The 25,273-nt window shown below is 49.2% G+C and carries 23 protein-coding genes and 2 pseudogenes; 23 read left to right on the forward strand and 2 right to left on the reverse strand.

Translation table 11 applies throughout. The annotated features are described in order from the left end of the window. Nucleotides 1-2: 2 nt before the first annotated feature. From EXW96_RS17555 to EXW96_RS17605, 12 genes and pseudogenes are all read left to right on the forward strand, one after another. Nucleotides 3-1,175, forward strand: a complete 1,173-nt coding sequence (locus EXW96_RS17555) for an MSMEG_0565 family glycosyltransferase (protein WP_217437409.1) — start codon at nt 3-5, stop codon at nt 1,173-1,175. After that, entirely contained in the window at nt 1,168-2,127 is a 960-nt protein-coding gene (locus EXW96_RS17560; protein ID WP_174351069.1) for a sll0787 family AIR synthase-like protein, read from the forward strand. Before EXW96_RS17555 ends, EXW96_RS17560 begins: the two co-directional genes overlap by 8 nt. Next, nucleotides 2,120-3,724, forward strand: coding sequence for a nitrilase-related carbon-nitrogen hydrolase (locus EXW96_RS17565; RefSeq protein ID WP_174351070.1), 1,605 nt, complete (start codon nt 2,120-2,122; stop codon nt 3,722-3,724). The genes EXW96_RS17560 and EXW96_RS17565 overlap by 8 nt, the downstream gene beginning before the upstream one ends. 8 nt (nt 3,725-3,732) lie before the next feature. Beyond that, entirely contained in the window at nt 3,733-4,287 is a 555-nt protein-coding gene (locus tag EXW96_RS17570; protein ID WP_062409596.1) for an NADPH-dependent FMN reductase, read from the forward strand. A gap of 6 nt (nt 4,288-4,293) precedes the next feature. Beyond that, nucleotides 4,294-5,268 carry a beta-ketoacyl-ACP synthase III gene (locus EXW96_RS17575; protein ID WP_074729886.1) on the forward strand — a complete coding sequence of 325 codons (975 nt, stop codon included), beginning with the start codon at nt 4,294-4,296 and terminating at the stop codon, nt 5,266-5,268. Between the two features lie 21 nt (nt 5,269-5,289). Then, nucleotides 5,290-5,461 (forward strand): annotated as a pseudogene (locus EXW96_RS27690) (iron chelate uptake ABC transporter family permease subunit); the annotation flags it as partial. Between the two features lie 383 nt (nt 5,462-5,844). After that, entirely contained in the window at nt 5,845-6,135 is a 291-nt protein-coding gene (locus tag EXW96_RS17580; protein ID WP_062411026.1) for a rhodanese-like domain-containing protein, read from the forward strand. Between the two features lie 89 nt (nt 6,136-6,224). Then, a complete protein-coding gene (locus tag EXW96_RS17585; protein WP_174351071.1) occupies nt 6,225-6,809 on the forward strand; it encodes a sulfurtransferase TusA family protein in 585 nt (194 codons plus the stop codon). A 21-nt stretch (nt 6,810-6,830) separates the two neighbouring features. Next, nucleotides 6,831-7,226, forward strand: coding sequence for a DsrE/DsrF/DrsH-like family protein (locus EXW96_RS17590; RefSeq protein WP_062409593.1), 396 nt, complete (start codon nt 6,831-6,833; stop codon nt 7,224-7,226). Nucleotides 7,227-7,245: 19 nt separating this feature from the next. Continuing rightward, nucleotides 7,246-8,394: an MBL fold metallo-hydrolase gene (locus EXW96_RS17595; RefSeq protein WP_174351072.1), complete on the forward strand. Its 1,149-nt coding sequence runs from the start codon at nt 7,246-7,248 to the stop codon at nt 8,392-8,394. Between the two features lie 260 nt (nt 8,395-8,654). Then, on the forward strand, nt 8,655-9,011 hold the full coding sequence (locus tag EXW96_RS17600) for a rhodanese-like domain-containing protein (protein WP_174351073.1): 357 nt from the start codon (nt 8,655-8,657) through the stop codon (nt 9,009-9,011). A gap of 35 nt (nt 9,012-9,046) precedes the next feature. Next, on the forward strand, nt 9,047-9,310 hold the full coding sequence (locus tag EXW96_RS17605; RefSeq protein WP_054817406.1) for a metal-sensitive transcriptional regulator: 264 nt from the start codon (nt 9,047-9,049) through the stop codon (nt 9,308-9,310). A 75-nt stretch (nt 9,311-9,385) separates the two neighbouring features. Here EXW96_RS17605 and EXW96_RS17610 read toward each other — a convergent pair whose 3' ends face one another. Next, entirely contained in the window at nt 9,386-10,072 is a 687-nt protein-coding gene (locus EXW96_RS17610) for a GntR family transcriptional regulator (protein WP_062409590.1), read from the reverse strand. 513 nt (nt 10,073-10,585) lie between these two features. On the opposite strand from EXW96_RS17610, the gene dapA reads away from it, so the two are divergent. The 6 genes and pseudogenes from dapA (at nt 10,586) to EXW96_RS17640 (ending at nt 17,041) form a co-directional block, all read left to right on the forward strand. Next, a complete protein-coding gene (dapA, locus tag EXW96_RS17615) occupies nt 10,586-11,503 on the forward strand; it encodes a 4-hydroxy-tetrahydrodipicolinate synthase (protein WP_174351074.1) in 918 nt (305 codons plus the stop codon). Between the two features lie 65 nt (nt 11,504-11,568). Further along, nucleotides 11,569-12,576, forward strand: coding sequence for a tripartite tricarboxylate transporter substrate binding protein (locus EXW96_RS17620; RefSeq protein WP_054817408.1), 1,008 nt, complete (start codon nt 11,569-11,571; stop codon nt 12,574-12,576). A gap of 122 nt (nt 12,577-12,698) precedes the next feature. Next, nucleotides 12,699-13,148, forward strand: coding sequence for a tripartite tricarboxylate transporter TctB family protein (locus EXW96_RS17625; RefSeq protein ID WP_062409587.1), 450 nt, complete (start codon nt 12,699-12,701; stop codon nt 13,146-13,148). 9 nt (nt 13,149-13,157) lie between these two features. Continuing rightward, nucleotides 13,158-14,663: a tripartite tricarboxylate transporter permease gene (locus tag EXW96_RS17630; RefSeq protein WP_174351075.1), complete on the forward strand. Its 1,506-nt coding sequence runs from the start codon at nt 13,158-13,160 to the stop codon at nt 14,661-14,663. A gap of 127 nt (nt 14,664-14,790) precedes the next feature. Further along, nucleotides 14,791-15,741, forward strand: coding sequence for a phosphoglycerate dehydrogenase (locus tag EXW96_RS17635; RefSeq protein ID WP_062409585.1), 951 nt, complete (start codon nt 14,791-14,793; stop codon nt 15,739-15,741). A gap of 37 nt (nt 15,742-15,778) precedes the next feature. Beyond that, nucleotides 15,779-17,041 (forward strand): annotated as a pseudogene (locus EXW96_RS17640) (nickel pincer cofactor-dependent isomerase, group 22). 24 nt (nt 17,042-17,065) lie between these two features. On the opposite strand, the gene EXW96_RS17645 reads toward EXW96_RS17640, so the two are convergent. Next, nucleotides 17,066-17,971, reverse strand: a complete 906-nt coding sequence (locus EXW96_RS17645; RefSeq protein WP_217437411.1) for an EamA family transporter — start codon at nt 17,969-17,971, stop codon at nt 17,066-17,068. Nucleotides 17,972-18,546: 575 nt separating this feature from the next. On the opposite strand from EXW96_RS17645, the gene EXW96_RS17650 reads away from it, so the two are divergent. From EXW96_RS17650 to EXW96_RS17670, 5 genes are all read left to right on the forward strand, one after another. Then, a complete protein-coding gene (locus tag EXW96_RS17650) occupies nt 18,547-19,140 on the forward strand; it encodes a glycerol-3-phosphate responsive antiterminator (RefSeq protein ID WP_054817412.1) in 594 nt (197 codons plus the stop codon). A 180-nt stretch (nt 19,141-19,320) separates the two neighbouring features. Beyond that, nucleotides 19,321-20,196, forward strand: a complete 876-nt coding sequence (locus tag EXW96_RS17655; protein ID WP_309225138.1) for an HAD-IIA family hydrolase — start codon at nt 19,321-19,323, stop codon at nt 20,194-20,196. A gap of 254 nt (nt 20,197-20,450) precedes the next feature. Next, the gene (locus EXW96_RS17660; RefSeq protein WP_174351076.1) at nt 20,451-21,380 is read left to right on the forward strand and encodes a carbon-nitrogen hydrolase family protein; all 930 of its coding nucleotides are present in this window, start codon (nt 20,451-20,453) and stop codon (nt 21,378-21,380) included. A 264-nt stretch (nt 21,381-21,644) separates the two neighbouring features. Then, nucleotides 21,645-23,879, forward strand: a complete 2,235-nt coding sequence (locus EXW96_RS17665) for an ATP-dependent helicase (protein WP_174351077.1) — start codon at nt 21,645-21,647, stop codon at nt 23,877-23,879. Nucleotides 23,880-24,078: 199 nt separating this feature from the next. Then, nucleotides 24,079-25,266 carry an MFS transporter gene (locus EXW96_RS17670; protein WP_174351078.1) on the forward strand — a complete coding sequence of 396 codons (1,188 nt, stop codon included), beginning with the start codon at nt 24,079-24,081 and terminating at the stop codon, nt 25,264-25,266. Nucleotides 25,267-25,273 lie beyond the last annotated feature (7 nt).

The following is a 25,273-nucleotide window of genomic DNA, read 5'->3' on the forward strand; positions in this document are numbered from 1 at the left end:
ATATGTACGAAAGGGTGTGGCGTCAGGTGAATGTCGCTCTATATACCTACAACACAAAGCCCAGAGGCGGGGTGGTACACACGCTGGCCTTAGCCGAGGCACTGAAGGAACAGGGATGTTCGGTTACGGTCTTTGCTTTGGGCTTAAACGGCACAAAGCAGTTTTACCGTCCGGTGGGTACGGAAACAACTGTGTTCCCGTTTGAAACCAGGGAACATGAAGGATTTGAAGACCGCATCCTTCGTTACATCGAAACGTATACCGACGCGTTAGAGAAGGAGCGGTTGGAGGCATTCGACATTCATCATGCGCAGGATTGTATCAGCGCCAATGCATTGACCCGACTTGGAAAGAAGGGCCTCGTTCCCTTCTTTCTTCGTACGGTCCATCATTTGGACGATTTCGTTACCCCGGCCTTGGTGGAATGCCAGCATCAATCGGTGCTTCAGCCGAGGGCCATCGTCACGGTCAGCCAAAGTTGGAAGGAAAAGCTGGAAAGCCTGTATTCGCGTTCATCGACGGTGATCCACAACGGCGTGGACGAGCGGTTCTTCACTTCCGATGAAAGCTCCATCGATACGGAGACGTTGGCCCCCTTAAAGGGGAAGATCGTTTACTTAACCATTGGGGGCATCGAACCCCGCAAAAACACGATCGAAACGCTTCGGGCTTTTGTTGAAGTAAAACAGCGTATTCCTCAAGCCGTGCTTGTCATCGCAGGGGGTACGACGCTGTTCGATTACCGGCCTTATCGTACCGGGTTCGAACGTTTGCTGGAAAGCCTGCCTGCTGAGATCAGGTCGGACGTGCGCATCATCCCCTCTCCCGATGATCGGACAGTCAAGCATTTATACCGGTTAGCGCATGTGTATCTTCAGCCTTCGATCAAGGAAGGCTGGGGGCTGTCCATTCTTGAAGCCATGGCCAGCGGAACTCCTGTTGTTGCTTCCAATATTGAAGTGTTTCAAGAATTTATGACGCATGAACATAACGCGCTGCTTTCAGATCCCATGGATTCAGGGGCTATCGCTGCCAATATGCTTCGTTTAACCCATGACCCCGCCTTGGCCGACCGTTTGCGCAAAAATGCCGGAATGACGGCCCGTCAATATACTTGGCCGCAAACGGCCGGAGGTCATATCAACTTGTATCGGAGGGTGCTGTCGAATGAATGAGTTAAGCAGGCTTGTGAGCCACCTGGCGGAATCCTCCGGATTTCGCAGAAAGAAGGATATTCAGATTCCCCTGCAAAAGTTCCAGTGGGATCCAAATGCTATGCTGGACCCGATCGGCGATGATGCCGCCGTGCTTCCAAGTGCCGAGGGTTACTTGTTGATGTCGTGTGACGGAATCATTCCTGGGCTGGTGAGGGAGGATCCGCTCTGGGCGGGTTACTGCGCAGTGCTCGTAAGCGTAAGCGATATTTACGCCATGGGCGGTCGGCCTGTGGCTATGGTGAATATGCTGAGCGCTTCGGATGAAGCGACAGCTTCTTTGATCGCCGAGGGAATGGCGGAAGGGTGCCGCAAGCTGGGGGTGCCTATGGTCGGAGGGCATTATTTGCCCGAGGAAACCGAAGGGGTGGCGACGGCCATCATCGGCAGAGCCACCCATCTTCTGCGGGCATCGAGCGGCAGGGCCGGGCAAGCTTTGATCGCTGCGGTAGATTTGGATGGAACCCCTTATAAACATTATTTACAGTGGGACTGCACCAGCGCCAAAGAACCTTGGGCATTGTTGAAAAAACTGGAGCTGCTTCCTGCCATTGCGGAGAAGGGGCTGGCCGTCGCCGCCAGAGACATCAGCAATGCAGGATTGTTAGGAGCACTTGCGATGCTGGCGGAAAATGCCGGCTGCGGTGCTTATGTCCATATCGACCGTGTGCCGAAACCGGAGGCCGTGGAGCTCGAACGATGGCTGCAAATGTTTCCCGGGTATGGTTTCATTCTGGCGGCGGATGCTGAGCATACGGAGGAGATCCTATCGATTTTTGCCAAGGAGGGAATCACCGCCGCCGTCGTTGGCGAATTGACTTCGGATACCCGGGTGCTTGTCGGGAACGGTGCGGAGGAAGTGGTGTTGATCGATTGGGCGAATGAATCCCTGGTGGTGGCCCGGCATGGATAGGAAAGCGCGCATTCCGTCAGGTTTCAAAGCGGCGGCGATTCAATTCAATCCGTCGCTCGGGGACACGTCATTGAACCGCGAGCGCATGGCCTGTCTTCTCCGGGAAGCGGCTGCAAACGGCGCCCGGCTCGTCGTATTTCCGGAAATGTCCTCCAGCGGGTATGTGTGGAAGAACCGGGAGGAAATCGCCCCCTATGTCGAAACGATCCCGGGTCCGACTACGGAAGCCCTTTGCTCTGTAACCCGGGAGTATGGCTGCTATGCCGTCGCTGGCTTGCCGGAAGTCGATCCCTCCACAGGCGCGTACTATAACTCCGCCGTTCTTATAGGGCCGGAGGGCGTGGTTGGGAGCTATCGGAAAACGCACCTCTTCGCAGCCGATCCGCGATGGGCCAGGGAAGGCAATGAGGGGTTTCCTGTCTTTTCCACCCCCATAGGAAACATAGCTATGCTGATCTGCATGGATGCGATGTACTTTGAGCCTGCCCGGATCGCGGCGTTAGAAGAAGCGGACGTGATCGCTTTTCCGACAAACTGGGTTGGCAGCGGGAATGGCGGACCAAGCAAGACTTGGTGCTTGCGCGCGAAGGAGAATGGTTTGTGCTGGATTGCGGCGAACCGCTCGGATACGGAACGAGGCGCCCGATTTACGGGAGGAAGCGCAATTATCGATGCCGATGGGTCCGTTCAGGAGTCGCTGATATCGGGTGAAGGGATTGTCTACGGGACGGTTCGGGCTGATCCGGACAAGAGAAAGAGAATCCTGAGAGGCCGGAGACCGGAAGCGTATCAGGAGATTTTGCTTCACCCGTATCTTTGGAAAGAAGGGGAAACGCGTCCAATCGGAGAACCGTCTCCATTTGAAGTCGTCGTCCTTCCGCTGGACATGAATGGGGATGGATCTGGAACCCTCGATCAATTGAGGCAATCGCTGGAGTCGGTTCAGCCGCGTTTAATGACCACCAATCGTTTATATGTCCTTCCTGAGATCGGTACAGCCGCCTTGGGCGCCTTGGGAACGGATCGGGCGGAAAAGCTTTTACACGAGCTTCAGCTGTTGGCCGGGTTATTCCGAGGTTATATCGCCCTGAGCGTCTTGGCATCTGATTCGGGAGAATGTGCCATGTACTTAGTCGGTCCTGAAGGGGTCGTCGGTTCCTATAAACAGGTTCATCACAAGCTCCATCGGGAATGCACCGGATTCCGCACCTTTGAAGTTCCTTTCGGGAGGGTGGGTATTCTGACCGGGAGGGATGCCGATTATCCGGAAGCTTATCGCGTGTTGGCCAAGCAAGGGGCGGATATCATTGCAGTCAGCGGTTCGGGACAGCATGACAGCGAAATCTGGATGAAGCGCATTTGGGCGTTCGAGAACGATGCGATATTAGCATGCGCTGTGCCTGCAGGCTCTTCCGGAAGTATGCTGTTTTTGCATCGTCAGGTGGCCTTGGAAGGAATAGAGCCTCCGGAACCTTATGTGCAGGCCTTCCAGCCTGAAATGATGGCTGTAGCCGGAAGCAGGCCATTCCTGCGGCGGATGAAAACGCATTTGTATGACCGGCTGGTCATGGCTGAACCACAAAGCTTGAAAGGATGAGAACCGGAATGAAAATGCTCGGGATATCGGGGACCATTATTGGAGAAAAAACAAGCTCGGTTGTGAGAAAGGTCGTGAAACATGCGGCGCTTCTGGAGCCGGACCTGAAAACGGAAATGCTGGATTTAAGAGATTATGAGGTGCAGTTTTGCGACGGCCGCAATCCGGCGGCGTATAACCTTGATACGCAAAAAGTAATGGCAGCCGTTTTATCGGCAGACTGCTTTGTGATCGGGACACCGGTCTTTCAGGCGTCTATGGCTGCCCCGCTTAAAAATGTGTTTGACCTGCTGCCTCCGGATGCTTTTAGGGATAAGGTCATCGGTTTTATCGCCACCGGCGGGACCTATCAGCACTTCCTGGTTATCGAGAATCAACTGAAGCCGATTGCCGGGTACTTCCGGGCTTATGTGACCCCGGATTATGTGTATGCGCACCGGGATCATTTTAACGACAGGCATGAAGTCGTCGATGCGTCCGTGCTGCAAAGAATCAAAGGTTTAGCCCGGCAAATCGTTGAAATGTCCAAAGCATTGCAAGGAATCCGAACAGCCGCGGGGTGAACAGTGATGTATAGAGCCGCGATAAGCGGGATCGGCGCTTATTTGCCGACGGGACGTATGACGAACGAAGATTTAAAGCGACTGATTTCTTTAGAAGATGAGTGGATCGTCAGCAGAACGGGCATCCGGGAGAGGCGGATATCGGGCGTCTCGGAAGCCACGTCGGATTTGGCTTATCTGGCCGCGTTAGATGCGTTGGATGACGCCGGCATCCTGGCATCGGAAATTGACTTGATTCTTGTTGCTACAGAAACGCCTGATCATATTCTTCCGCCTGTGGCTTGCCAAATTCAGCGTCAATTGGGATGTCGTCCTATCGGTGCCATGGATGTTCATTCCACCTGCGTCGGATTCTTATCTGCGCTTCAAATTGCCGACCAGTATATCAAGGCGGGGATGCACCGGTGCATCCTTGTGATTGGTGCGGATACATTATCCAAACTAACCGATTATTCCGATCCGTACACGAGCATCCTTTTCGGCGATGCCGCGGGAGCGGTTATCGTCTCCCGAATGAAGGATAACGATGAGGGTGAAATCATCTCGACATCGCTTCATGCCGACGGGGTAGCTTTCGAGTTTTTATATGTTCCGGGCGGGGGCAGCAGGCACCCGGCTTCGGAAGAATATAAATCCAAAATGGTCATGGATGGAGGGAAAATATTCAAGGCGGCTGTAAAAGCCATGACCTCGGGTGCCGAAGAAATATTGGAGAGGAGCGGGTATCGCATCGATCAAGTAGATTGGTTCATTCCGCACCAGGCCAATGAACGCATCATAGACGCTGTGGCACGGAATCTTCATTTTCCGGAAGAGAAAGTGGTCAAGACCATTCACAATTATGGAAACAGCTGCTCGGCAACCATACCGGTATCATTTCACGAAGCGGTAAGGGACGGGAGAATCCGGCATGGGGATACGATTTTAATGACGGCATTCGGTGCAGGCTTGGTATGGGGAGCCGCCTTGATCAAATATTAGACTGGCCGAAGGGAGATGGCAACCGCGGATTTGGCAGGAAGGTTGCTGTTTCAACCGCTCGGCATTCCCGCAGGCGTTATTACGGCAGGAATCGGCCCCCTTTTTCTTGTACCTTATGTTTAAGCGGAGGATGGCGCATGAAGGGGATTTACATTTTGATTGCATATTCGTCCTGTTATTGGGAAAGTTATAGGTAATCAAATGTATGGAGTGGACAAGATGGAAACTAAAGATGGAAGCTCGGGAATTTGGGTTGCTATAGTGAGTTGGGTTGTGCTTATAGCTTTCTTCATCGGAATATTTTTGTTGTTTGTCCGCACGTGAGTATGAATGCATGAATTCAGCGATAGCAAGCTTCCCGCGGTCCTAGGACAGCCGGGAAGCTTTTTACTGTCCGGAACTTCAGGAGGGACTTCCAGGAAAAGTAATGCCGGTGATGACAGGGGGAGTGTTGACAGAAAGACATAAACATCATAATATAATACCCATAGGGGTATAAGTATAAAATGAAAAGGAGTCATCGATATTTTGACATATGGAGGAGTGATAAAAGTGGCAGGTAAATATTCAAAAGAGATGAAACCTCAGGAAGTAAAACAAAGATTAGAACGGGGGGAAGCATTGACCATTCTGGATGTTCGGGAAGATAACGAATGGGAGTCCGGGCATATCCCCGGCGCCAGGCATATTCCATTGGGGCTGCTTGGTCAACGGCATACGGAGCTGGATCCTGAGAAAGAAACCATCGTCGTATGCCGCAGCGGCAATCGGAGTGGATTAGCCTGCGAAATGCTGGAGTCTTTCGGTTATAAGGTCATGAATATGCCGGGAGGCATGATGGAATGGACTGGAGAAGTCGAGTACTAATCTATTGGCTGCAGAGAAAAAATTCAAGCTTTTTTGATACGCATAGGAGTATAAGTATAAAATAATAAATCCAAAATGGAGGTTATGAGATGTCGACGCCGTCAGCGGTTCAAGCAGATCTAACATTGGATTGTAAAGGACTAGCTTGTCCGATGCCCATTGTCAAAACGAAAAAAGCCATGGACCAATTGAATCCCGGTCAAGTCATTGAAGTGCAGGCTACCGATAAAGGCTCATTGGCAGATATCCGGGGATGGGCAAAGAACACAGGGCATCAATATTTGGGAACCATTCACGAAGGAGAGGTATTGAAGCATTACCTGCGTAAAGCCAACCCGAATGAAGTCAAGGAAGCAACAAAATTTCCGCATACATTGACGAACGAGGAGCTGCAAATCAAGCTGGAATCCAATGAAAAACCGTTGGTGTTGGATGTGCGCGAACCTGCGGAATATGCTTTTCATCGGATTCCCGGGGCCGTTTCCATCCCATTGGGCCAGTTGGAAAACAGGCTCATCGAGCTGAAACCGGAGCAGGAAATACATGTCGTTTGCCAAACGGGCACCCGGAGCGATTTGGCCTGCCGGCTGCTCGCCGACAATGGCTTTAAAAACGTAAAAAACATCCTGCCCGGTATGTCCGGCTGGACCGGTCCGACCGAGAAAAATCAATAAAATAAACGGAGGTCATTCCTGATGTCAACGAAAGTCGCTATTATTGCCAGCAACGGCGGATTGTTCGATGCCTATAAGGTATTCAACATCGCCACGGCCGCGGCCGCTACCGATTCCGAAGTCGCTATATTCTTCACCTTTGAAGGACTTAATCTCATTCATAAACAGGGATATCGGCAGCTGCCGCTGCCTGCGGGTAAAGAGAATTTTATAGAAGGATTTAAAAAAGCCAACGTACCGTCCATTCCCGAGCTGGTTCATATGGCGCAAGACATGGGGGTCAAAATCATCGCCTGCCAAATGACCATGGATGTGATGAACATGAAGAAAGAAGATTTCATTGAAGGCATCGAAGTCGGCGGGGCCGTGACCTTCCTGGATTTCGCGAAGGATGCCAACGTCACTTTAACGTTCTAATTAAAGGGGGATCGGGCATATGGCTGCGGCAGACGATATACAGGGAATGACGGCGGAAGAAGCGGCAAGATTTATTCTCGATAAGAAAGAACTGTTCATTCTGGACGTCCGCAACGAAAGTGACTTTAACGACTGGAAAATGGAAGGGGAAAGCATCGAAATCCTCAATATCCCGTATTTTGAATGGCTGGAGGGAGCGGACTCTGTTCTGAGTCGGATTCCGGAAGGCAAACAGATTCTCGTTGTCTGCGCCAAAGAAGGATCGTCCAAATTTGTTGCCGAACAGCTTGCAGAGGCCGGCCGGAGCCCTATTTATTACCTTGAAGGCGGGATGAAGTCCTGGAGCGAGTATTTGGAGCCGGTCAAGATCGGCGATTTGAAGGACGGGGGCTCCATTTACCAGTTTGTCCGTATCGGCAAAGGCTGCCTTTCGTATATGATCGTTTCCGATGGCGAAGCAGCTGTTGTCGACATGGTTAGAATGACTGACGTGATTGAGCGCTTTGCCAAAGAAAACGGGCTGACGATTAAACACGCGATCGATACCCACCTGCACGCAGATCATATTTCCGGAGGAAGAATCCTGGCAGAGAAAACAGGAGCAGCCTACTGGCTGCCTCCAAAGGATGCGGCAGAGGTCGTGTTTGCCTACGAAAAGCTCGAGGACGGCAAAGAGATTACGGTTGGAAACACACGGATTAAGATTCAACCTGTATACTCGCCGGGCCATACGATCGGGAGTACATCGCTTATTGTCGATGATCAGTATTTGCTGACCGGAGACATTTTATTTATTGAATCGATCGGCCGGCCGGACTTGGCGGGGAAAGCCGAGGATTGGGCCGGGGATTTGCGTCATACCCTGTACAGCCGCTACAAAGAATTGTCCGACGATTTAATCGTGCTTCCCGCCCACTTCGGAAAAATATCCGAGCTGGGTGAAGGCGGAAAAGCAGCCGCCCGTTTGGGAGATCTGTACCAAAGCAACCCCGGGCTAAACATCCCGGATGAAGCGGAATTCAGACGCGCGGTTACCGATAATCTGCCGCAGCATCCTAATTCCTATCAGGCGATTCGTCAAACCAATATGGGCAAAATTCAACCGACGGACGAAGAACAGCGTGAAATGGAAATGGGTCCTAACCGTTGTGCGATTCACGATAAATAAGGAGGAATAAACACGAACTGGCCTGAGGCCAAAGCAAATGTATAAGATTTGGCAATCCATTCGAGGATTGCAGGATTGCAAAACCATACCGCACACGTTATATTACCTGTAGGGGTATAAGTAATATTTAAAAGGAAAGTCAACCTGTTTATTTAATAGCAATCATAGAAAATACAGTGTTCAGCTGGATGCAGGGCAGCCGCCGCAAACGGATACTTGAGGTTTGAAGCGGTTGCGGGTTTTTGCGAGGGGGAAGGAAAGTGTCTATTTTATTGGTGCTGTTGGCCATCGGATTGATATGGTTCATAAGAAGTGTCTGGCCTGTAAGCGGGCTGTCCTTCGTAGATTCGAGGATATTGGAGGCGGCACGGGAAGAAATGACGACGTTGAAAATTGTTGATGTACGGGACGCGGCGGATTATCAGAAAAATCATTATCCCGGCTCAATTAATATATCGTTAGGTCGTCTGCCGTTCGTCTGGCGGAATGAGCTTTCACCGGACGAGCCTGTCCTGATCCTCGCCGATAGCCGCCGTAAAAGCATAAAAGCCGCCCGTGTACTCAAAAATAAAGGCTTCTCTCAGTTGTATGCACTGCGCAGGGGGAGCGGCTATTAATATACCTGGACGGGATCGGAATGGAGGAAAATCGAATGATAAAATACGATGAAAGCGTGCTTCGTCGGGTTAAACGCATCGAAGGGCAAGTTCGCGGTATTTTGAAAATGATGGAGGAAGGCAAAGATTGCAAGGAGGTCGTGGCACAGCTTTCCGCTGTACGCAGCGCCGCAGATAAAGCGATGGCCTACATCGTCGCCGTCAATCTGGAGCAATGCATTATTGAAGAGAAGGAAAAAGGAAAGGATACGGGCATGATTGTGAAGGAAGCTGTAGACCTGCTAGTAAAAAGCCGATAAGAAAGCGGGATGATCATCGTTGGATTAGCATTATCTTGTCGCTGTGCAAAAATAAACTTAAAGAAGGCGGAATGATCAAATAATTCCGCCGTTCTTATCGATCTTGAGGATTAGACGTTCTTTGGAATCGTCTAAATGAATTTTGATAACGGATTTGATCTGTTGAACATTCCCGTCTCTTAACGATTGAATAATCGCCAGATGCTGATTGGCGGCAGTAGTAATCATATCCTCTGAAATTAAAGAGGTCTCGGCCGCCAAAAATCTGTAATTCATAATATTTTTATAAATTTCAGTATTTTTATTGTTTCTGCCCAACTCCATAAATTTCAGATGGAACGCCATATTGTAATCGTTTTGTAAATATTGTTTTAAAGACAATGTTTTTATATCTTTAAGCGATCTTTGAATAATGGCCTCCATCACCATTAATTCTTTTTCCAGTTCCTCCTTGGGGACATCAGCCAACTTTTCCGCCACCCAAAATTCCAGCATCATTCGAGTATCCATAATGTCTAATACATCATGAATCTCGATGCCATTAACAAAAGTGCCGACCTTGGATACCGTTGTCACCAAACCATCCATCTCCAAACGGTTTAATGCGTCCCGAATCGGTGTTCTGCTTACGCCAAGCTGCTCGGCCAATTCGGGGATTAAGAGCTTTTGATTCGGTCTAAATTCCCGGCGGATGATTCGTTCCTTTAATATATTATAGGTTTTATCCCATAAATTCGAAGTATCGATTTTAGGCAGTTCCATATATAAACTCCTTTTGATCCATTTTTCTTCATAAGAGACTATCATTAACCCTTCACGATTATGATGCCTATATGTTATATACATCATATTTCATTTTCTATATTACAGCCATTAACAAATGACGTCAATTGCAGAGAAGGTTTTCCCATTTTATTTGGAAGCGGTTATATAAATACGTTGACAAAATCATTAATCATCCATTATGATTTGATTAATGTTGTATACAACATAAAACAAAAAAAGAAGGTGAAAACGGGCAGCGATCGCCATGCCAATTTCAGGAGTTCATCTTATTCAGAAAGGATTGACTGTAAAAACCAATTCAAGTATGATGGCTCTAGCTACCATGTATACAACATTTAATATACTTGGTGTTCAATATCAGAATCAGTGGCCGTTTCATCATTACATTTATGATAGCGGTAACACTGTAGCACTGTATCGTTCTGGATCTTCTTATGCTATTTCATTATTCGGATTATGTTCGTTCGTACATAGAGGAGGAACCATCGAATGTTAAAACCAGAAGGCATTATTCCGGCTATGGTGACACCGTTTACATCATCGGAAGAAGTAAATGAACCCGTACTCCGCCAATTAGTTAAAAGATATGTGGACGCCGGTGTTCATGGATTATTTTGTTTAGGAACGAACGGAGAGTTTTTTTCACTAACGTTCGATGAAAAAATAAGAATTGCCGAAATCATTATAGATGAGGTCAAAGGGAAAGTACCGGTATATGTGGGTGCGGGCTGTATCACAACTTCCGAAACCGTTCGTATGGTCAAAAAGCTGGAGGAAATCGGCGCCGATGCGCTTTCCGTCATTACGCCGTATTTTCTGACGTTCACACAGGACGAGCTCGTGGAGCACTTTAAACGGATTGCCGATTCGACCCGCCTTCCTGTCGTTTTGTATAACATCCCATCCCGAACGGGGAACAGCCTGCTGCCAGGCTCGGTTGGGGTATTATCTCAAATTCCTAATATCGTCGGGATTAAAGACAGCAGCGGAAGCTTTGATAACACGCTGCAATATCTTGATGCCGTCGGACCTGAATTTTCCGTATTAGCCGGGACGGATTCCCTCATCTTGCCGACCCTGATGGCCGGAGGTAAAGGAGCTATAGCGGCGACAGCCAATATTTTACCGGAGACGGTCGTATCGATTTATACTCACTGGCAAGCGGGACGCTTTGCGGAAGCCGAGGAGGGGCAAAAACAGCTAAGGGCCATTCGATCGGCCATGGGACTGGGGACATTGCCAACCGTCTTAAAAGAAGCGATGAACATCATGGGCTTGCCTGTCGGGCCGGCCAGAGCTCCTGTTGCCGCGCTGCCTGAGGCAAAATACAACCAGCTCATGAAGGTTATGGATGCCTATATTCAGAAGGGCGTTATCCAGGCATCGAACGGTAGTGCAATGGTTTAAATGAATGCGCTTTATTATATATGTGTAAGTTGTTGATTGATATTCTATTAGGGAGGTCATTATACATGAAGAAAAATGTGATTACTATGATGGCTGTGCTGTTAACTTTAACTTTACTGTTCGGCTGCGCACAGGCGCCTAAGCAAGGAGAGCAAGCCCAATCGGGTCAGCCGGAAGCGGCAAAGGCCAAATTCCCGACCAAACCGATTAATTTAATCGTTCCCTGGGCTGCCGGAGGAAGCACCGATTTGATGGCCCGCACATTGGCCAAAGAGGTGGAGAAAGAGCTTGGCCAGCCGGTCATGGTGGTCAATAAGGCCGGAGGAGGGGGAACCTTGGCGGTTACGGAGGTTTCCAAGTCTGCGCCTGACGGATATACCTTGGTCATTAGCTCGAACAGCCCTTTCACTACGCAGCCGCTCCTGAACCAACTGGAATATTCCATTGATGATTTCAGAATCGTGCACGCTACGACCTTTGAAGATCTTGTATTTGCAGCGCATGTGGATTCCCCGTATAAAACACTTGATGATGTACTGAATGCCAAAGGCAGCGGTAAGGCGATTAAATATGCGACATCGGGCGCCGGCGGATTATCTAATCTGGCTGCGGAAACCTTCTTTGAAACAGCGGGGATGAAAAGACAGCACGTTCCTTACAAGTCGGGAGCGGAAGTAGCCACGGCCGTACTTGGCCAGCAAGTGGATATCGGTATAGCCCATCCGGGAGAACTGATGGAGTATGTGAAGTCCGGGAAAATCAGATTTATCGGCGTATTCAATGAAAAGCGTGTACCGGAAATGCCCGACGTGCCTACGATGAGCGAAAAAGGCATTGACGTCAAATGGGGCGTGTACAAATTTATCGCAGTTCCCAAAGGTACGCCGGAGGATGTATATCAGGTTTTAAACAAAGCATTCGCCAAGGCTTTCGCATCTGATGCGTTTCATGACTTTTTGACGAAATCAAACTTGATTGCCAATAACGACAGCCCGCATCAAGTGGAAGAAAAAATCCGTACAGAATTGAAAGTGACCAAAGAATGGATCGATAAGATCGGTTTTGGAAAATAAGATACTTCCATGCAGCGACTGGGCTGCTTACCATAAACAATCATGAGATGGTGCTTCACGGAGGGTAAGCAGTCTTTTTTAACGGCAGTAAAGAGCAATATGATTAAAGGATGTGTTTCCTTGTGAGAAATGCGGGGGTTTGGGTAGGCCTTGTCCTGCTGCTTTTTTCAGGCACGATGTTTTTCAGCTCCTTATCTTTGGAATATCGCGGTTCAATCGGGCCGGGACCGGGATTGTTCCCGTTATGGTTAAGCGGATTGCTGATCCTTCTGTCCGTGCTGTATATTATCGAATCCTTTATTAAAAAAGAAGTTGAGGTAAGCGACATCTTACCCAAGGGTAAAGCATTGCGAAGGGTGCTGCTTTTTGTTGGTTCGTTCCTTTTTTTTCTTCTGATTGTCCCGTTTACCGGTTTTTGTGTGGCAGGCATTGCGATGCTTTCCCTCATGTTCATGCAAGCCTACAAATGGTATGTGGGAATGGCCATTTCAACGGTGGTCACGCTGGTCTTTTTTGTCGTTTTTGCGGTTCTTCTAAAAATCCCGTTGCCGGTTAATTCTTTTGGATGGTAGGTGAGGCTGATGGAATCCTTCAACATGTTATTGCACGGATTTGAAACGGCCCTGTCCTTTTGGAATTTGTTGTATTGTTTGATCGGAGTAACCGTAGGGATGCTTGTGGGCGTGCTGCCGGGGCTTGGTCCGACAACCGCTACCGCCATTCTGCTTCCGATCAGCTTCGGTATGGAGCCTGTATCCGCCATTATTATGCTTGCCGGGATTTATTACGGCGCCATGTATGGGGGCACCATTACTTCGGTGTTAATTAACACCCCCGGGGAAGCTGCTTCCGTCATCACATGCCTGGACGGACATCCGCTAGCCAAGCAAGGGCGTGCGGGCGCCGCGCTTGGAATAGCAGGGATCGGTTCGTTTATCGGGGGGACCATCTCCATTATCGGGCTTGTTCTGATCGGTCCTCCCGTTGCCGAATATGCTCTGAAGTTTGGTCCGCCGGAGTTTTTTGGGCTGATGGTGTTAGGCATGATCATGGTCATTGGCTTGATGGGAAAATCCCTCATTCGCGGTCTCGTTGCAGCCGTCATAGGCCTGGTGTTGGCTATGATTGGCATGGACCCGATGACGGGAACGGTGCGCCTTACCTTTGGCCAGGATCAATTAATGGACGGCCTTGATTTTGTGATGATTGCGATGGGCCTATTCGGCTTATCCGAAATTTTAAGCGGACTCGAAAATCAGGAGAAAGCGCAGAAAATTCCGAAGGTGAAGGGCGTTCTGCCTAAGCGGGAGGAATGGAAGCCGTCGCTTAAATCCATTGGCAGAGGAAGCCTTCTCGGCTTTCTTATGGGGTTAATTCCCGGGACGAACTCCGTCATTCCGGCGATTTTGTCTTACTCGCTCGAGAAAAAATTGGCCAAAGATCCTTCCAGATTCGGAAAAGGAGCCATTGAAGGCGTGGCCGGTCCCGAAACGGCTAACAATTCTTATTGCGGCGGAGCTCTTATTCCGTTATTTACCTTAGGACTTCCCAGCTCGCCGACGATTGCGGTCTTGTTGGGAGCGTTCATCATGCATGGTCTTACCCCGGGGCCTACACTGTTTGTAAAAAACCCGGATATTGTATGGGCGATTATCGCCAGCATGTTTATCGGTAATCTGCTGCTTCTGATCATGAACCTGCCGCTTGCCGGGATTTGGGCCAAAATTGCGTTGGTTCCGGCAAAATTACTGTTTCCAATCATATTGATTATATCGATCATCGGATCATACAGCGTCAAAAACAGCTTGTGGGATGTAGCGGCTATGTTCGTTTTCGGCATTGTGGGATATGTATTCAAAAAAGTGGATATTCCGCTCGCACCCATCGTGCTCACTTTTGTATTAGGGGAACTGATGGAGAATTCATTATTGCAATCCCTTGCCTTGTTCGAAGGCCATTTTATGGGTTTCTTTACGCGTCCGTTAAGCGCAACATTGCTCGTGCTTTCTGCTATGATTCTGATCGCAAGCTTTGTTGCGGGGCTGATGAAAAAGAAGGATGGTCTTTCGGCGGATGTTGAAATGTAAACGTGGGTGTGATCCGGACGTGGATCGGCCTCGGCACGGTTTTTGATAATAGAAGAAAATCTAAGTTATCAGCGGAGCTGAAAGTTTTCTTTACCGCGAGAAAAGGTTCTAAAGGGGAGATTCAGTAATGAAAGTCGTATCCACATCGCCATCCTTTGCCAAATATTCGAATGAGCCTGTGAAATATCTAGAAAAACATGGGATGCAGTTGGTTCAATTGCCGGCGGATATTCAAGAGGAATCATTTATTGCCGAAATCCAGGATGCGGATGCCGCCATTGTTGCTTTTAATGCCATTACGCCGAATGTTCTGGCTCGTACGCCGAATTTAAAGATTATTTGCAAACATGGCGTAGGGGTGGATAACATCGATTTGGAAGCGGCCAGGAAAAGTCAAGTTTGGGTGACGAACGTTCCCAATACCAACAAGCATGCGGTAGCTGACTTTACCTTTGCCTTAATGCTTTCCTTGGCCCGTCAAATTCCGGCGGCCGTCGAATTAACCAAAAAGGGCGAGTGGCCAAGAATATTTGGCTCCGACGTTTATGGGAAAACGGTTGGCATCATAGGGCTCGGCAACATTGGCAAGGAAGTAGCCCGCAGGTCCAGAGGCTTTGATATGAATATTCTGGCCTTTGATCCTTACCCCGATCACAGCTTCGCGGAGAAGCATGAGGTCACATTCGTTTCCCTTGAAGAGCTTTTGAGTAAAAGCGATTTTGTAACTCTTCATATCGCGCTTACGGAACAAACGGAAAATCTCATCGGGCGCAAAGAAATGGACATGATGAAGAAAAGCGCCTATCTGATCAATGCTTCCCGGGGCGGGATTGTATCCGAAGATGCCCTGTACGAGGTTTTAAGAGACGGCTCCATTGCCGGAGCCGCATTGGATGTATTCGAACAAGAACCGGTTCGGGAGCATCCGCTGTTTGGTTTGCCCAATTGTATAGCCACGTCTCATATTGCAGGTTATACGAGCGGAGCTGTCAATGAAATCGGCATGATTTGCGTGCGGAATATCGTGGACGTTCTTGTGAACAAAAAAAGACCCGAGCATGTCGTAAACGGAATGTAGCCGCAGCGCCCGATCCTGAAACATGAGGAGAACGATGATGAATAAAATCATAGCATTACTGCGCGATATTCCGATTCCCAGGATGATCAAAGTACAGCAACACTTCATTGCTCCCGAAATTGGCGATACGGCATCGGTTGTCCGCAAAGCGATGAAGGAAGCCGGCGTTCTGCCGCGGGTTTCTCAAGGAGATCGGGTCGCTATAGCCGTGGGCAGCCGGGGAATAGCCGATATTGCCATTATCGTAAGAGAGGTCGTCCGCGCCGTCAAGTCTGCCGGTGCCCATCCCTTTATTGTACCGGCTATGGGAAGCCACGGCGGAGCGACGGCTGAAGGCCAGGCCGAAGTATTGGAGCAATTGGGGGTTACGGAACAATCCGTCGGGGCTCCCGTACATTCGAGCATGGACGTCGTGGAGGTGGGCTGATTACCTAAGGGTTTGCCTGTCTACACCGATAAAATTGCTTATGAAGCCGACAAGATTATCGTGATTAACCGGATTAAACCGCACACCGCCTTCAGCGGTCCGATCGAAAGCGGTTTGATGAAAATGATCACGATTGGCCTCGGGAAGCATAAGGGAGCTGATGCCGCTCATGCCTACGGTTTTAAATACATGGCTGAGCATGTCCCCGAGATGGCCCGAATCGTTCTTTCCAAGCTCCCTGTTATTTTTGGAGTAGCTGTTATTGAGAATGCTTATGACCGGCCCGCCAGGATCGCTGCCGTACCTGCCGAACGGCTGGAAGACATCGAACCCGGGTTACTGCTGGAAGCCAAGTCCCTCATGCCCCGGTTATTGTTCGATCCTATCGATGTCTTGATTGTAGATGAGATCGGAAAGGATATATCCGGCAGCGGCATGGACCCTAATATAACCGGACGCTTCCATACACCGTACGTCAAAAGCACGGCTCCCGCCATCAGCCGTATTGCAGTTCTGGGATTAACGGCCAAAACCCGGGGCAATGCGCTGGGCATCGGCTCGGCGGATGTGATTACGCGTAAGCTTTTTGATGAAATGGATTGGGAAAAGGGCTATATGAATGCTTTTACAAGCACGGTCCTAACCCCTGTCAAGGTTCCCATGGTTCTTCCGACGGAAAAATTGGCGATACAGGCGGCGATAAAAACGTGTAATGTGCCCGATTTTCATCAAGTGAGAATCGTCCGGATTAAAAATACGTTGGAATTAAAGGAAATCCGGATATCCGAAAATCTGCTGCCCGAAGCATTGGCTTCAAAGGCCATTGAGGTATTGACGGGGCCGGTTACGATGCATTTTTCCGACGTACCATAGAAAATTACAGGACTAACCCATGGGTTATCCAGAGGCGGTCTTGTCGGCGCCGGAGGCATCCTTGCGGGCCGATCGAAGCGCCAAGACAAGGACGGACACGATGATACAAAGGCTGCCGAGGAGCTGGACCGGGTCCATAGGCGTATGTAAAAATACGGTGGTAACCAGTACGGCTGTTAACGGTTCGGCGCTGCCGAGGATACTGGCCTGGGCCGGCGTGACAAACCGCAGGCTGTCCAGGAACAGATAGAATGGAGTAATGGTGCCTACGATGACAATAAACGCAAGCAAGGCAAACAGAAGCAGGGAGCCTTGGCTCCAATCGAAAAACCATGGCGGGTGAAACAGACTAAGTCCGACACCGCCGATGACCATGCTCCAGCCGACGACGGAAACCGGTCCCCAGGCTTTCAACAGCTTTGCCGGGAACAAGGTATAGAATGCCGCGGCTATGGCGGACAGGATTCCCCATATAAACGCTTCCAATGTTATCGTTAAAGAATCGACAGAGCCGCTCGTCGTCATGAAGAAAATGCCGGTCAGAGCTAACAGGAACGCAATGAGCTCCCGGCTGCCGGGCATTCGTCTGAACTGCAGGGAAACATAGACGATGATGAAGATCGGTCCCAAATACTGCAGCAGGGTGGCTGTGGCCGCATTTCCATGGTGAATCGCGGCAAAAAAGGTGTATTGAACGCCTAACATCCCTATTAAACCAAAGACAAGTAAGGTAAGCCGGTCCTTTTTATGCGACCAGACGGAAAAAGCGTTTTTGGTTCCCTGAATCAGGCTTTGCAGCAGGATCATGATGACACCGGCAGAGAGCAGACGAATAGAGACAAGGATGCCGGGCGCTGCCGCAAAATGCTGAAAAAACAGCTGAGCCGCGATTCCGGATAACGCCCAGCAGACAGCCGCGCACAGAACCATAAAAACTCCTTTGATCTTGATGTCGTTCTCCTCCTTGCAGCTTAAACAATAATAAGACAATATCTATTACACTACCATTATCTCCTCCATGTCGTAAACCCAAATTTCTAAATGATTCCATCCGCGCAAAAAGACCCTATTCCGTCCGGTTTCGGAGAGAACAGGGTCTTATTCATGATTCGGCTTCATCCAATCACCCTTTTTTTATTCGTACATCCGGCTGCGATACTGATTGTAAACCGAATTGGTTTTGTCTTCCTTGACTTCCAGAGCATCGATAAACTTGTTCAAAGCAGCCACCAATTTTTTTAACATTTGAACAACCTCCTCCCGATCTATAGCTTTATTATCGTATCTCCGTCAGGTTTTGACAAAGCCGATATTCCTCTATGAAAACGGCAATCATTTCCAATGAAAATCAATGAAAGCGGGTATCATGCCACTCGGTCTCAGGATTTTAACGAATTTCAGAGTTTTTCATCACTTTTCATAAAATCCGGTTTGAAACGGGGGAGTTAACACTCCGCAAACATTTGAAGTGTATAGTGGTAACAAGGCATGTGGAGGTGGAATTCATGAAAAATTATCCGATCATCGCTTCGGTCACTAAGGAGGAGCAAATACAAAGCGTGCTGGACAGCGGCGTCAAACGGGTGAATCTGATGGCAGGACATATCGGTAATCTGGAAACGATCATTCAGCAAATCCATGACAGCGGCAAACAGGTTTACGTCCATTTGGAGATGGTCTCGGGCTTGGGCAGGGATTCGCACACCGTGGACTACTTGGCGAAGCAATTTAAGGTGGACGGGATCGTAACGACAAAGTCTAATGCGGTAGCTGCGGCCAGGCAAGCGGGAATCCAGAGCATTCAGCGCATCTTTGCCATTGATACGGCGGCCGTCCATACGGCCATTCGAATGATCGCCAGCACACAGCCCGATGAGGTCGAACTAATGCCCGGTTTGATGCCAAGGGTCATTCGCGAGCTGAAGAACACGATTAAGCAGCCGTTGATTGTGGGCGGCCTGATCCGTTATGAGGAGGAAATAATCGAAGCGCTGGAAAGCGGCGCGGATTTTATTTCCAGCGGTGATCCGTCCATGTGGCGGCAGCGGCCTTCATGGAGAAATTTACAAAACAACAACATGTCGTTTATCGCCCCTTAACAAAACGATCTTATGATCTACCTATAAGTAGAACAGATTTACTGGTGAATATGGGTTGAGAAGAGGAGAAAACCCTTGTTCAGTAAAATGCCAAAAAAGCCGGAGCATCTATCCGATGGTTCGATGACGCTTTTTTCATTTTCGGACAAGGGTTATTTTTTGTGGAAAAGAGGCACGAAGGTGACAGGATATTGGACATATCGCAAAAGCAAGCACGATTTTAGGCGAAGGGAAGAGGCGAAGACCAAAGGGCAGTATGCCAAACGCCCCAAAAGTTTAAATGAATTTCATGGCTATTTGTTTGATCTGGACGGCACCGTGTATTCCGGTGATACCTTACTCCCGGGTGTGCTGTCCACGTTGAATCGTCTCCGCGAACAAAACAAATCGCTGCTGTTCGTGACGAATACGACCATACGTACGGTAGAAGAGGTGCGGATGCGTCTGGAGCAGCTTGGGGTCGTTTGCAGCGAGTCTGAAATTATGACAGCATCATGTGCTGCAGGCATGTATTTTCAGGAATATGAACCGGGCGCTAGGGTGCTGATGATCGGTGAACAGGCCATGAAGCGGGAGCTGGAGCGCTTTGACGTAGAAACGACCGAGGATGCGTCCGGTGCAACGCATGTACTGGTTGGAATGGACAGGCAGTTTACGTATGACCGGCTCACCCAAGGCATGAAGGCTCTTCGCAACGGGGCGCTGCTCATCGCGGCCAACCCGGACCCGTTCTGTCCGCTGGACGACGGGGCGATACCCGATACGTGGTCGTTGGTAAGGGCGTTGGAGACGGCAAGCCTGCGGCAGACGTTTACCGTGATCGGCAAGCCTTCGGCTTATTATGCGGAAAAGGTATTCCAGAAGCTGGATATCGCTCCGGAGGAGTGCCTGATGGTCGGCGACCGGATTGAAACCGACATCCGCTTCGGCAATGATCACGGCATGTATTCTGCGCTCGTCCTGACAGGAGCGGATTCACGCAAAGACATCGTGTTAACGGGGATCGAGCCGGATTATGTCCTTGCTTCCCTTAGGGATATACTGGCCGACTGGTAGGATGATACGGAGCGCGGTATGATGCTAACGGCAAGGATAAGAGATAGAAGACAATAGCAGGGAGAATTGAACGGCTGCGCGAATATGGCCATGCCTACGTCAGCGGCCATTTTTTATGGCATTATTTTGATATTATGTAAATTTGATTTTCATTTTAAAAACGCAATAAAAAGATTTACTGGAAAATTGTTCCTTTTATATAATTTAAATCGTACATCCCCGGGTACCCGTATCACATCTGGCTCGGAACCCCCATGTGGTACCATGGGCTGTTTAAAGAATGGTTTTTGAACTCGGTTGAAATTCCAAGCAAAACCGTTGATGCCTTATGTGAAAGCGCTAACAAAAATAATATCCACGTGGTAATCGGCATATCCGAACGCGACGGGAATACATGCTACAACACGATTTTGTTTATCGATAACCGGGGGAAAATATTCGGCAAGCACAGAAAATTGATGCCGACCCATGTGGAGCGCGTACACTGGGGCATGGGAGACGGAAGCTACCTGAATGTATATGATACGGATCTGGGCCGGATGAGCGGACTCGTATGTTGGGAACATACCATGGATTTGGTGCGCCATTCTCTTATTGCCCAGCGTGCTCAGCTTCATTGCGCCGTTTGGGTCGGATTCTCGAGCATTACGGGATGGGAAACCCTGTTCGACATGTCCACGGAACTTTCCGCCCGCTATCATGCGCATGTGGGAGAATGCTTTGTCCTAAATTCCCAAAGTACGGTCGACAAAGAAAACGTTGAGAAATTGTCGCAGACCGATTATCAGGGGCAGTGGATCAAACCTGGCGGCGGTTGGACGGCCATCATCGCACCCGGCGGGGCGATTCTGGCAGGTCCTTTGAAAGGAGAAGAAGGAATTCTATACGCTGAGGTCGATTTGAACATGATCGCCGACATGGCTCATTGGCATGATGCAACCGGACACTATTCCCGTCCGGATGTGGCAAGCTTGTTATTAAACCGCGAGCCTTATAAAGTGACGCGGAACATGAACAGCATTTCCAACAAAGCGGGATCGGCGATAGGTTTCGGAGCCTCCCAACAGTCTTCGGACCAGCTTTTGAAAATGATGCAACAATTAGAGGGTAAATTCGGCGATTCGGAAGAATGGACACGAAAATTAGCGGAGTTGAAGCAAGAGGCTTTGCAGAAAAAGAAATAGAAAAACAATTCAGTAAGGAATAGCGGTTGAATGAAGCTCTATAAATGGGCTTCATTTTTATTATATGGAACAACTCTGCTTGCCAATGAGGATCTTTGGGAGTACCGGCCAGAGCTAGCACGTCACAGCCGTAAGAGGTATGCTTCATACCGAGAAGCTGTAATATGTCTTAGGGAACGGGCAGTCCGTACTACTGCAAGAGAAAGCCAATATTTGACGGAGGTGCTATAATAGCATAGAAGTGATTTAGAAAGGGAATTCGGTATGGAAGCCAGTTCAGATTTTTTCAATCGAAAGCACAAAGACCACGGCGTGGCCTTAAATCATGTCCAGAAGCAGGCGGTTCTGCAGACGGAGGGGCCCTTGCTTCTTTTGGCGGCTCCGGGTTCGGGGAAGACGACTACGATGATTATGCGAATCGGCTATCTCATTGAAGTGAAGGGAGTGGCTCCGTCACGAATCAAGGCGGTGACCTTCAGCCGCGCATCGGCGTCCGATATGAAGGAGCGGTTCACACGCTTTTTCCCAGATCTTCCACCTGTCGATTTCTCTACCCTACACAGTCTGGCCTTTGAGATCGTCCGGGAGCATTTTCGTCAAACGGGAACAGCCTATCAAATGATTGAAGGGGACATCGATTTGGAGGAGCGGGTCGATTTTGATTCGGAGCACCCGCCGCTGCATAAGAAGCATATTTTAAGACATTTATTTAATACGATCGTTGGCGAAATCATCACGGATGATCAAATGGACGAGCTGACTACGTATATCAGCTATATTAAAAACAAAATGATCCCCAGGGAAGAATGGCCGCTCGTGGAGTGCGATGTCAAGGAAGCTGAACGGATTCTGCGGGAATATGAGGCGTTTAAACGGTCGGGCTCGGATAAGCTGCTGATCGATTACGATGATATGCTGACTCTGGGAAATGAGATTCTGGAGCGGGATAAGGTACTGCTGCGCAAATACCAGCAGCGATACGATTATGTGCTTACGGATGAAAGCCAGGACACCTCACTGGTGCAGCACGCCATCATAGAAAAGCTGGTCCGCCGGCATGGCAATCTTTGCGTCGTAGCCGACGACGATCAATCCATCTACGGCTGGAGAGGTGCGGAGCCTTCCTATTTGCTTAACTTCAAGCAAGTGTATCCGAAAGCCGTTATTTTGTTTATGGAGCAGAACTACAGGTCGTCCAAAGACATTGTAAGTGCGGCCAACCAGTTCATTAAACGAAACAAAAGCCGGTATGACAAAAACATGTTTACCCATAACCCGTCTCATCAGCCGATTAAAATCAGGAGCTTGGCCGATTATCAAGATCAGGCCAAATACTTGGTTCAGGAGATCCAAAAGGTGGAAAGCCTGCGTGATGTGGCAGTGCTGTACCGGAACAATGCTTCTTCCATTCCATTAATGAACGAATTTGACCGGGCGGGGATTCCTTTTTACATGAAGGATGGCGATATTCGATTTTTTTCCCATTGGGTAGTGAAGGACATCTTAAACTTTATGCGGATGACCTTTACGGATAAGCGTGCGGATATTTTGGAAGAGATTCACACCAAGATCAACGGGTATATTACCAGACGTCAAATGGCCGCACTGAAGGAAATAACCAATAACGAATCGGTCTTTGATAATTTGCTGAATTACGTCGAACTCAAAGATTATCAGCGTAAACCGCTGCAGGAGTGCAAAGAGACCCTCCAACAAATGAAAGGAATTCCGCCGTTGGACGCCATACGTGCAATTCGGAGAAAATTGGGGTACGAGAAAGCCGTTGAAAAGATGAGCGAGCGTCTGGGCTTCAGAAAGGAATACGTGTTCGGGATCCTGAACACCCTGGAAGAGATTGCCGACGGTCTTGAAACGATGGAGGATTTTGCGAAGCGGTTAAAGTATTTGGAATCGGTGATGAAAAGCTCAAGGTTCAATAAGAACCGCAATGCGGTAACCTTCTCCACGCTTCACAGCGCAAAAGGCCTGGAGTTTAAGCGGGTTTATATGATCGATTTGATTGACGGCATTATCCCTTCTAATGATGATTTGGAGAAAAACGGTGCAGGGAAGCAGGAGTTCATGGAGGAAGCGGTTCGTTTATTCTATGTGGGGATGACCCGGGCGAAAATGGAACTGAAGCTCATCACGTACCAAAAACGGGATGGCGAAAAGGTAAAAGAGTCCCTGTTTGTTTCGGATGTCCGCAGCATTATAGCTCCTCCAAAGCCGATGCAAACACAAGTGCCTAAAGAAGAACCGTCAAAGCCTCATAACCCGAAGGCAATCCGAAATAAAAATGAATTGAAATTGGGTAGCATCGTAGAACATCGTGTTTTTGGCCGGGGAGAAATTATTAAAATCAACGGGGAACGAATCCACATCCGCTTTCAAGCCGGCGTCAAGGCCTTGTCCATTCTTACATGCATCGAAGCGGGATTGTTGGAACCGGCGGTGCGGGTTGAAGCAACAAGCGGTGAAAACGGTTATCCGGTATGAAACGATAACGGTGCAAGCTGGGGGTTTTTCCTCAGCTTTTTTAAGTTTGGCTATTCTATTTGGTTATGATAAACAATGAGGAATATGAATGATATGCTTCTGCTCATTTGTGATACGCTGGAACCAAGCCGGATGAACAAATGGGATGAAGTTGTGCCGCAGCGATGCATGATCTGCTGCTGCGGTGGAGGAGGTGCAGATGAACAAATTGTCCGGAAATGCCACGGTGCTTAAGATTGTACTGCTGATCATGCTGGGATCTCAGCTGATGTTGAATATGTCCAGACCCGTGATCACTCTATTCGCTTCCAATCTCGGTGCAAGCACCCTTGAAATCGGCTTCCTTACCGCTTCCTTTGCCTTCTTACCCCTGCTGTTTGCTATTCGCGCAGGTAAAATAGCCGATCGGTTCGGTGACCGGCTGCCGGTCGTGGCTGGGGGGATCGGCTGTTCGCTGGGGATGGCGCTGCCTTTTGTTTTTCCGGCCATGTGGGCGTTGTTTGTATCCCAGGTCCTGGTGGGGTTATCGCATGTTTTTATTGCGATTTGTTTGCAAAATGTGTTGGGAAACGCGGCGGCGTCTAAAGAACAACGGGACCACTATTTCAGTATGTTAAGCATGGTGGTCGCCATAGCCCATTTTGTCGGACCTCTGGTGGGCGGATATACGGCGGAGCATTATTCATACCGGACGGTATTCCAGACGGCCATGCTGATCGGCATGGTTCCCATCCTTATTTCATTTTACATTCCTGTGATGTTGAGAAAGAAAGAGGAGACGGACCCGGCACCGTATTCGACGACTTTGCTCAGTCTGTTGAAGCTTCCTGTCCTTCGGAATGCGTTGGCGACGAGCGCATTGGTCCTGTATTCCAGAGATATATTTGTCGCTTACTTCCCGCTGTATGGCGAAAGGATAGGCATGTCGGATTCAAGTATCGGGTGGATTATAGCGATTCAAGGTCTGTCCATGGTACCCGTCCGGTTATTTTTATCCAGACTGACTGCGGCCTTTGGCCGGGAGCGTATCCTGCTTCTTTCCATACAAATCGCCGGCTTTGCCTTTGTTCTTATCCCCTATGCGGGACATATATCCCTGCTGCTCCTGTTAAGTGTATTCATGGGAATCGGTCTAGGGTGCGGACAGCCGCTGTCCATGTCAACAACGTATAGCGCGTCCCCCAAAAATAAAACGGGGGAAGTGCTGGGACTGCGGCTTGCAACAAACCGCCTGTCGCAGCTCATTGCTCCCCTTTTCTTCGGGGTGGTGGGCAGCTGGATCGGGTTGGTCTCCGTATTTTACGTGAGCGGGGCATTTCTTATAGGAGGCGCTTTGCTGACTAAAACGAAAGCCGGCCACCAGGATCAGGAAGGGGTAGGGATGTAACCAGGGA

This window comes from Paenibacillus sp. JMULE4, assembly GCF_013337105.1.
GTDB lineage: Bacteria > Bacillota > Bacilli > Paenibacillales > NBRC-103111 > Paenibacillus_G > Paenibacillus_G naphthalenovorans.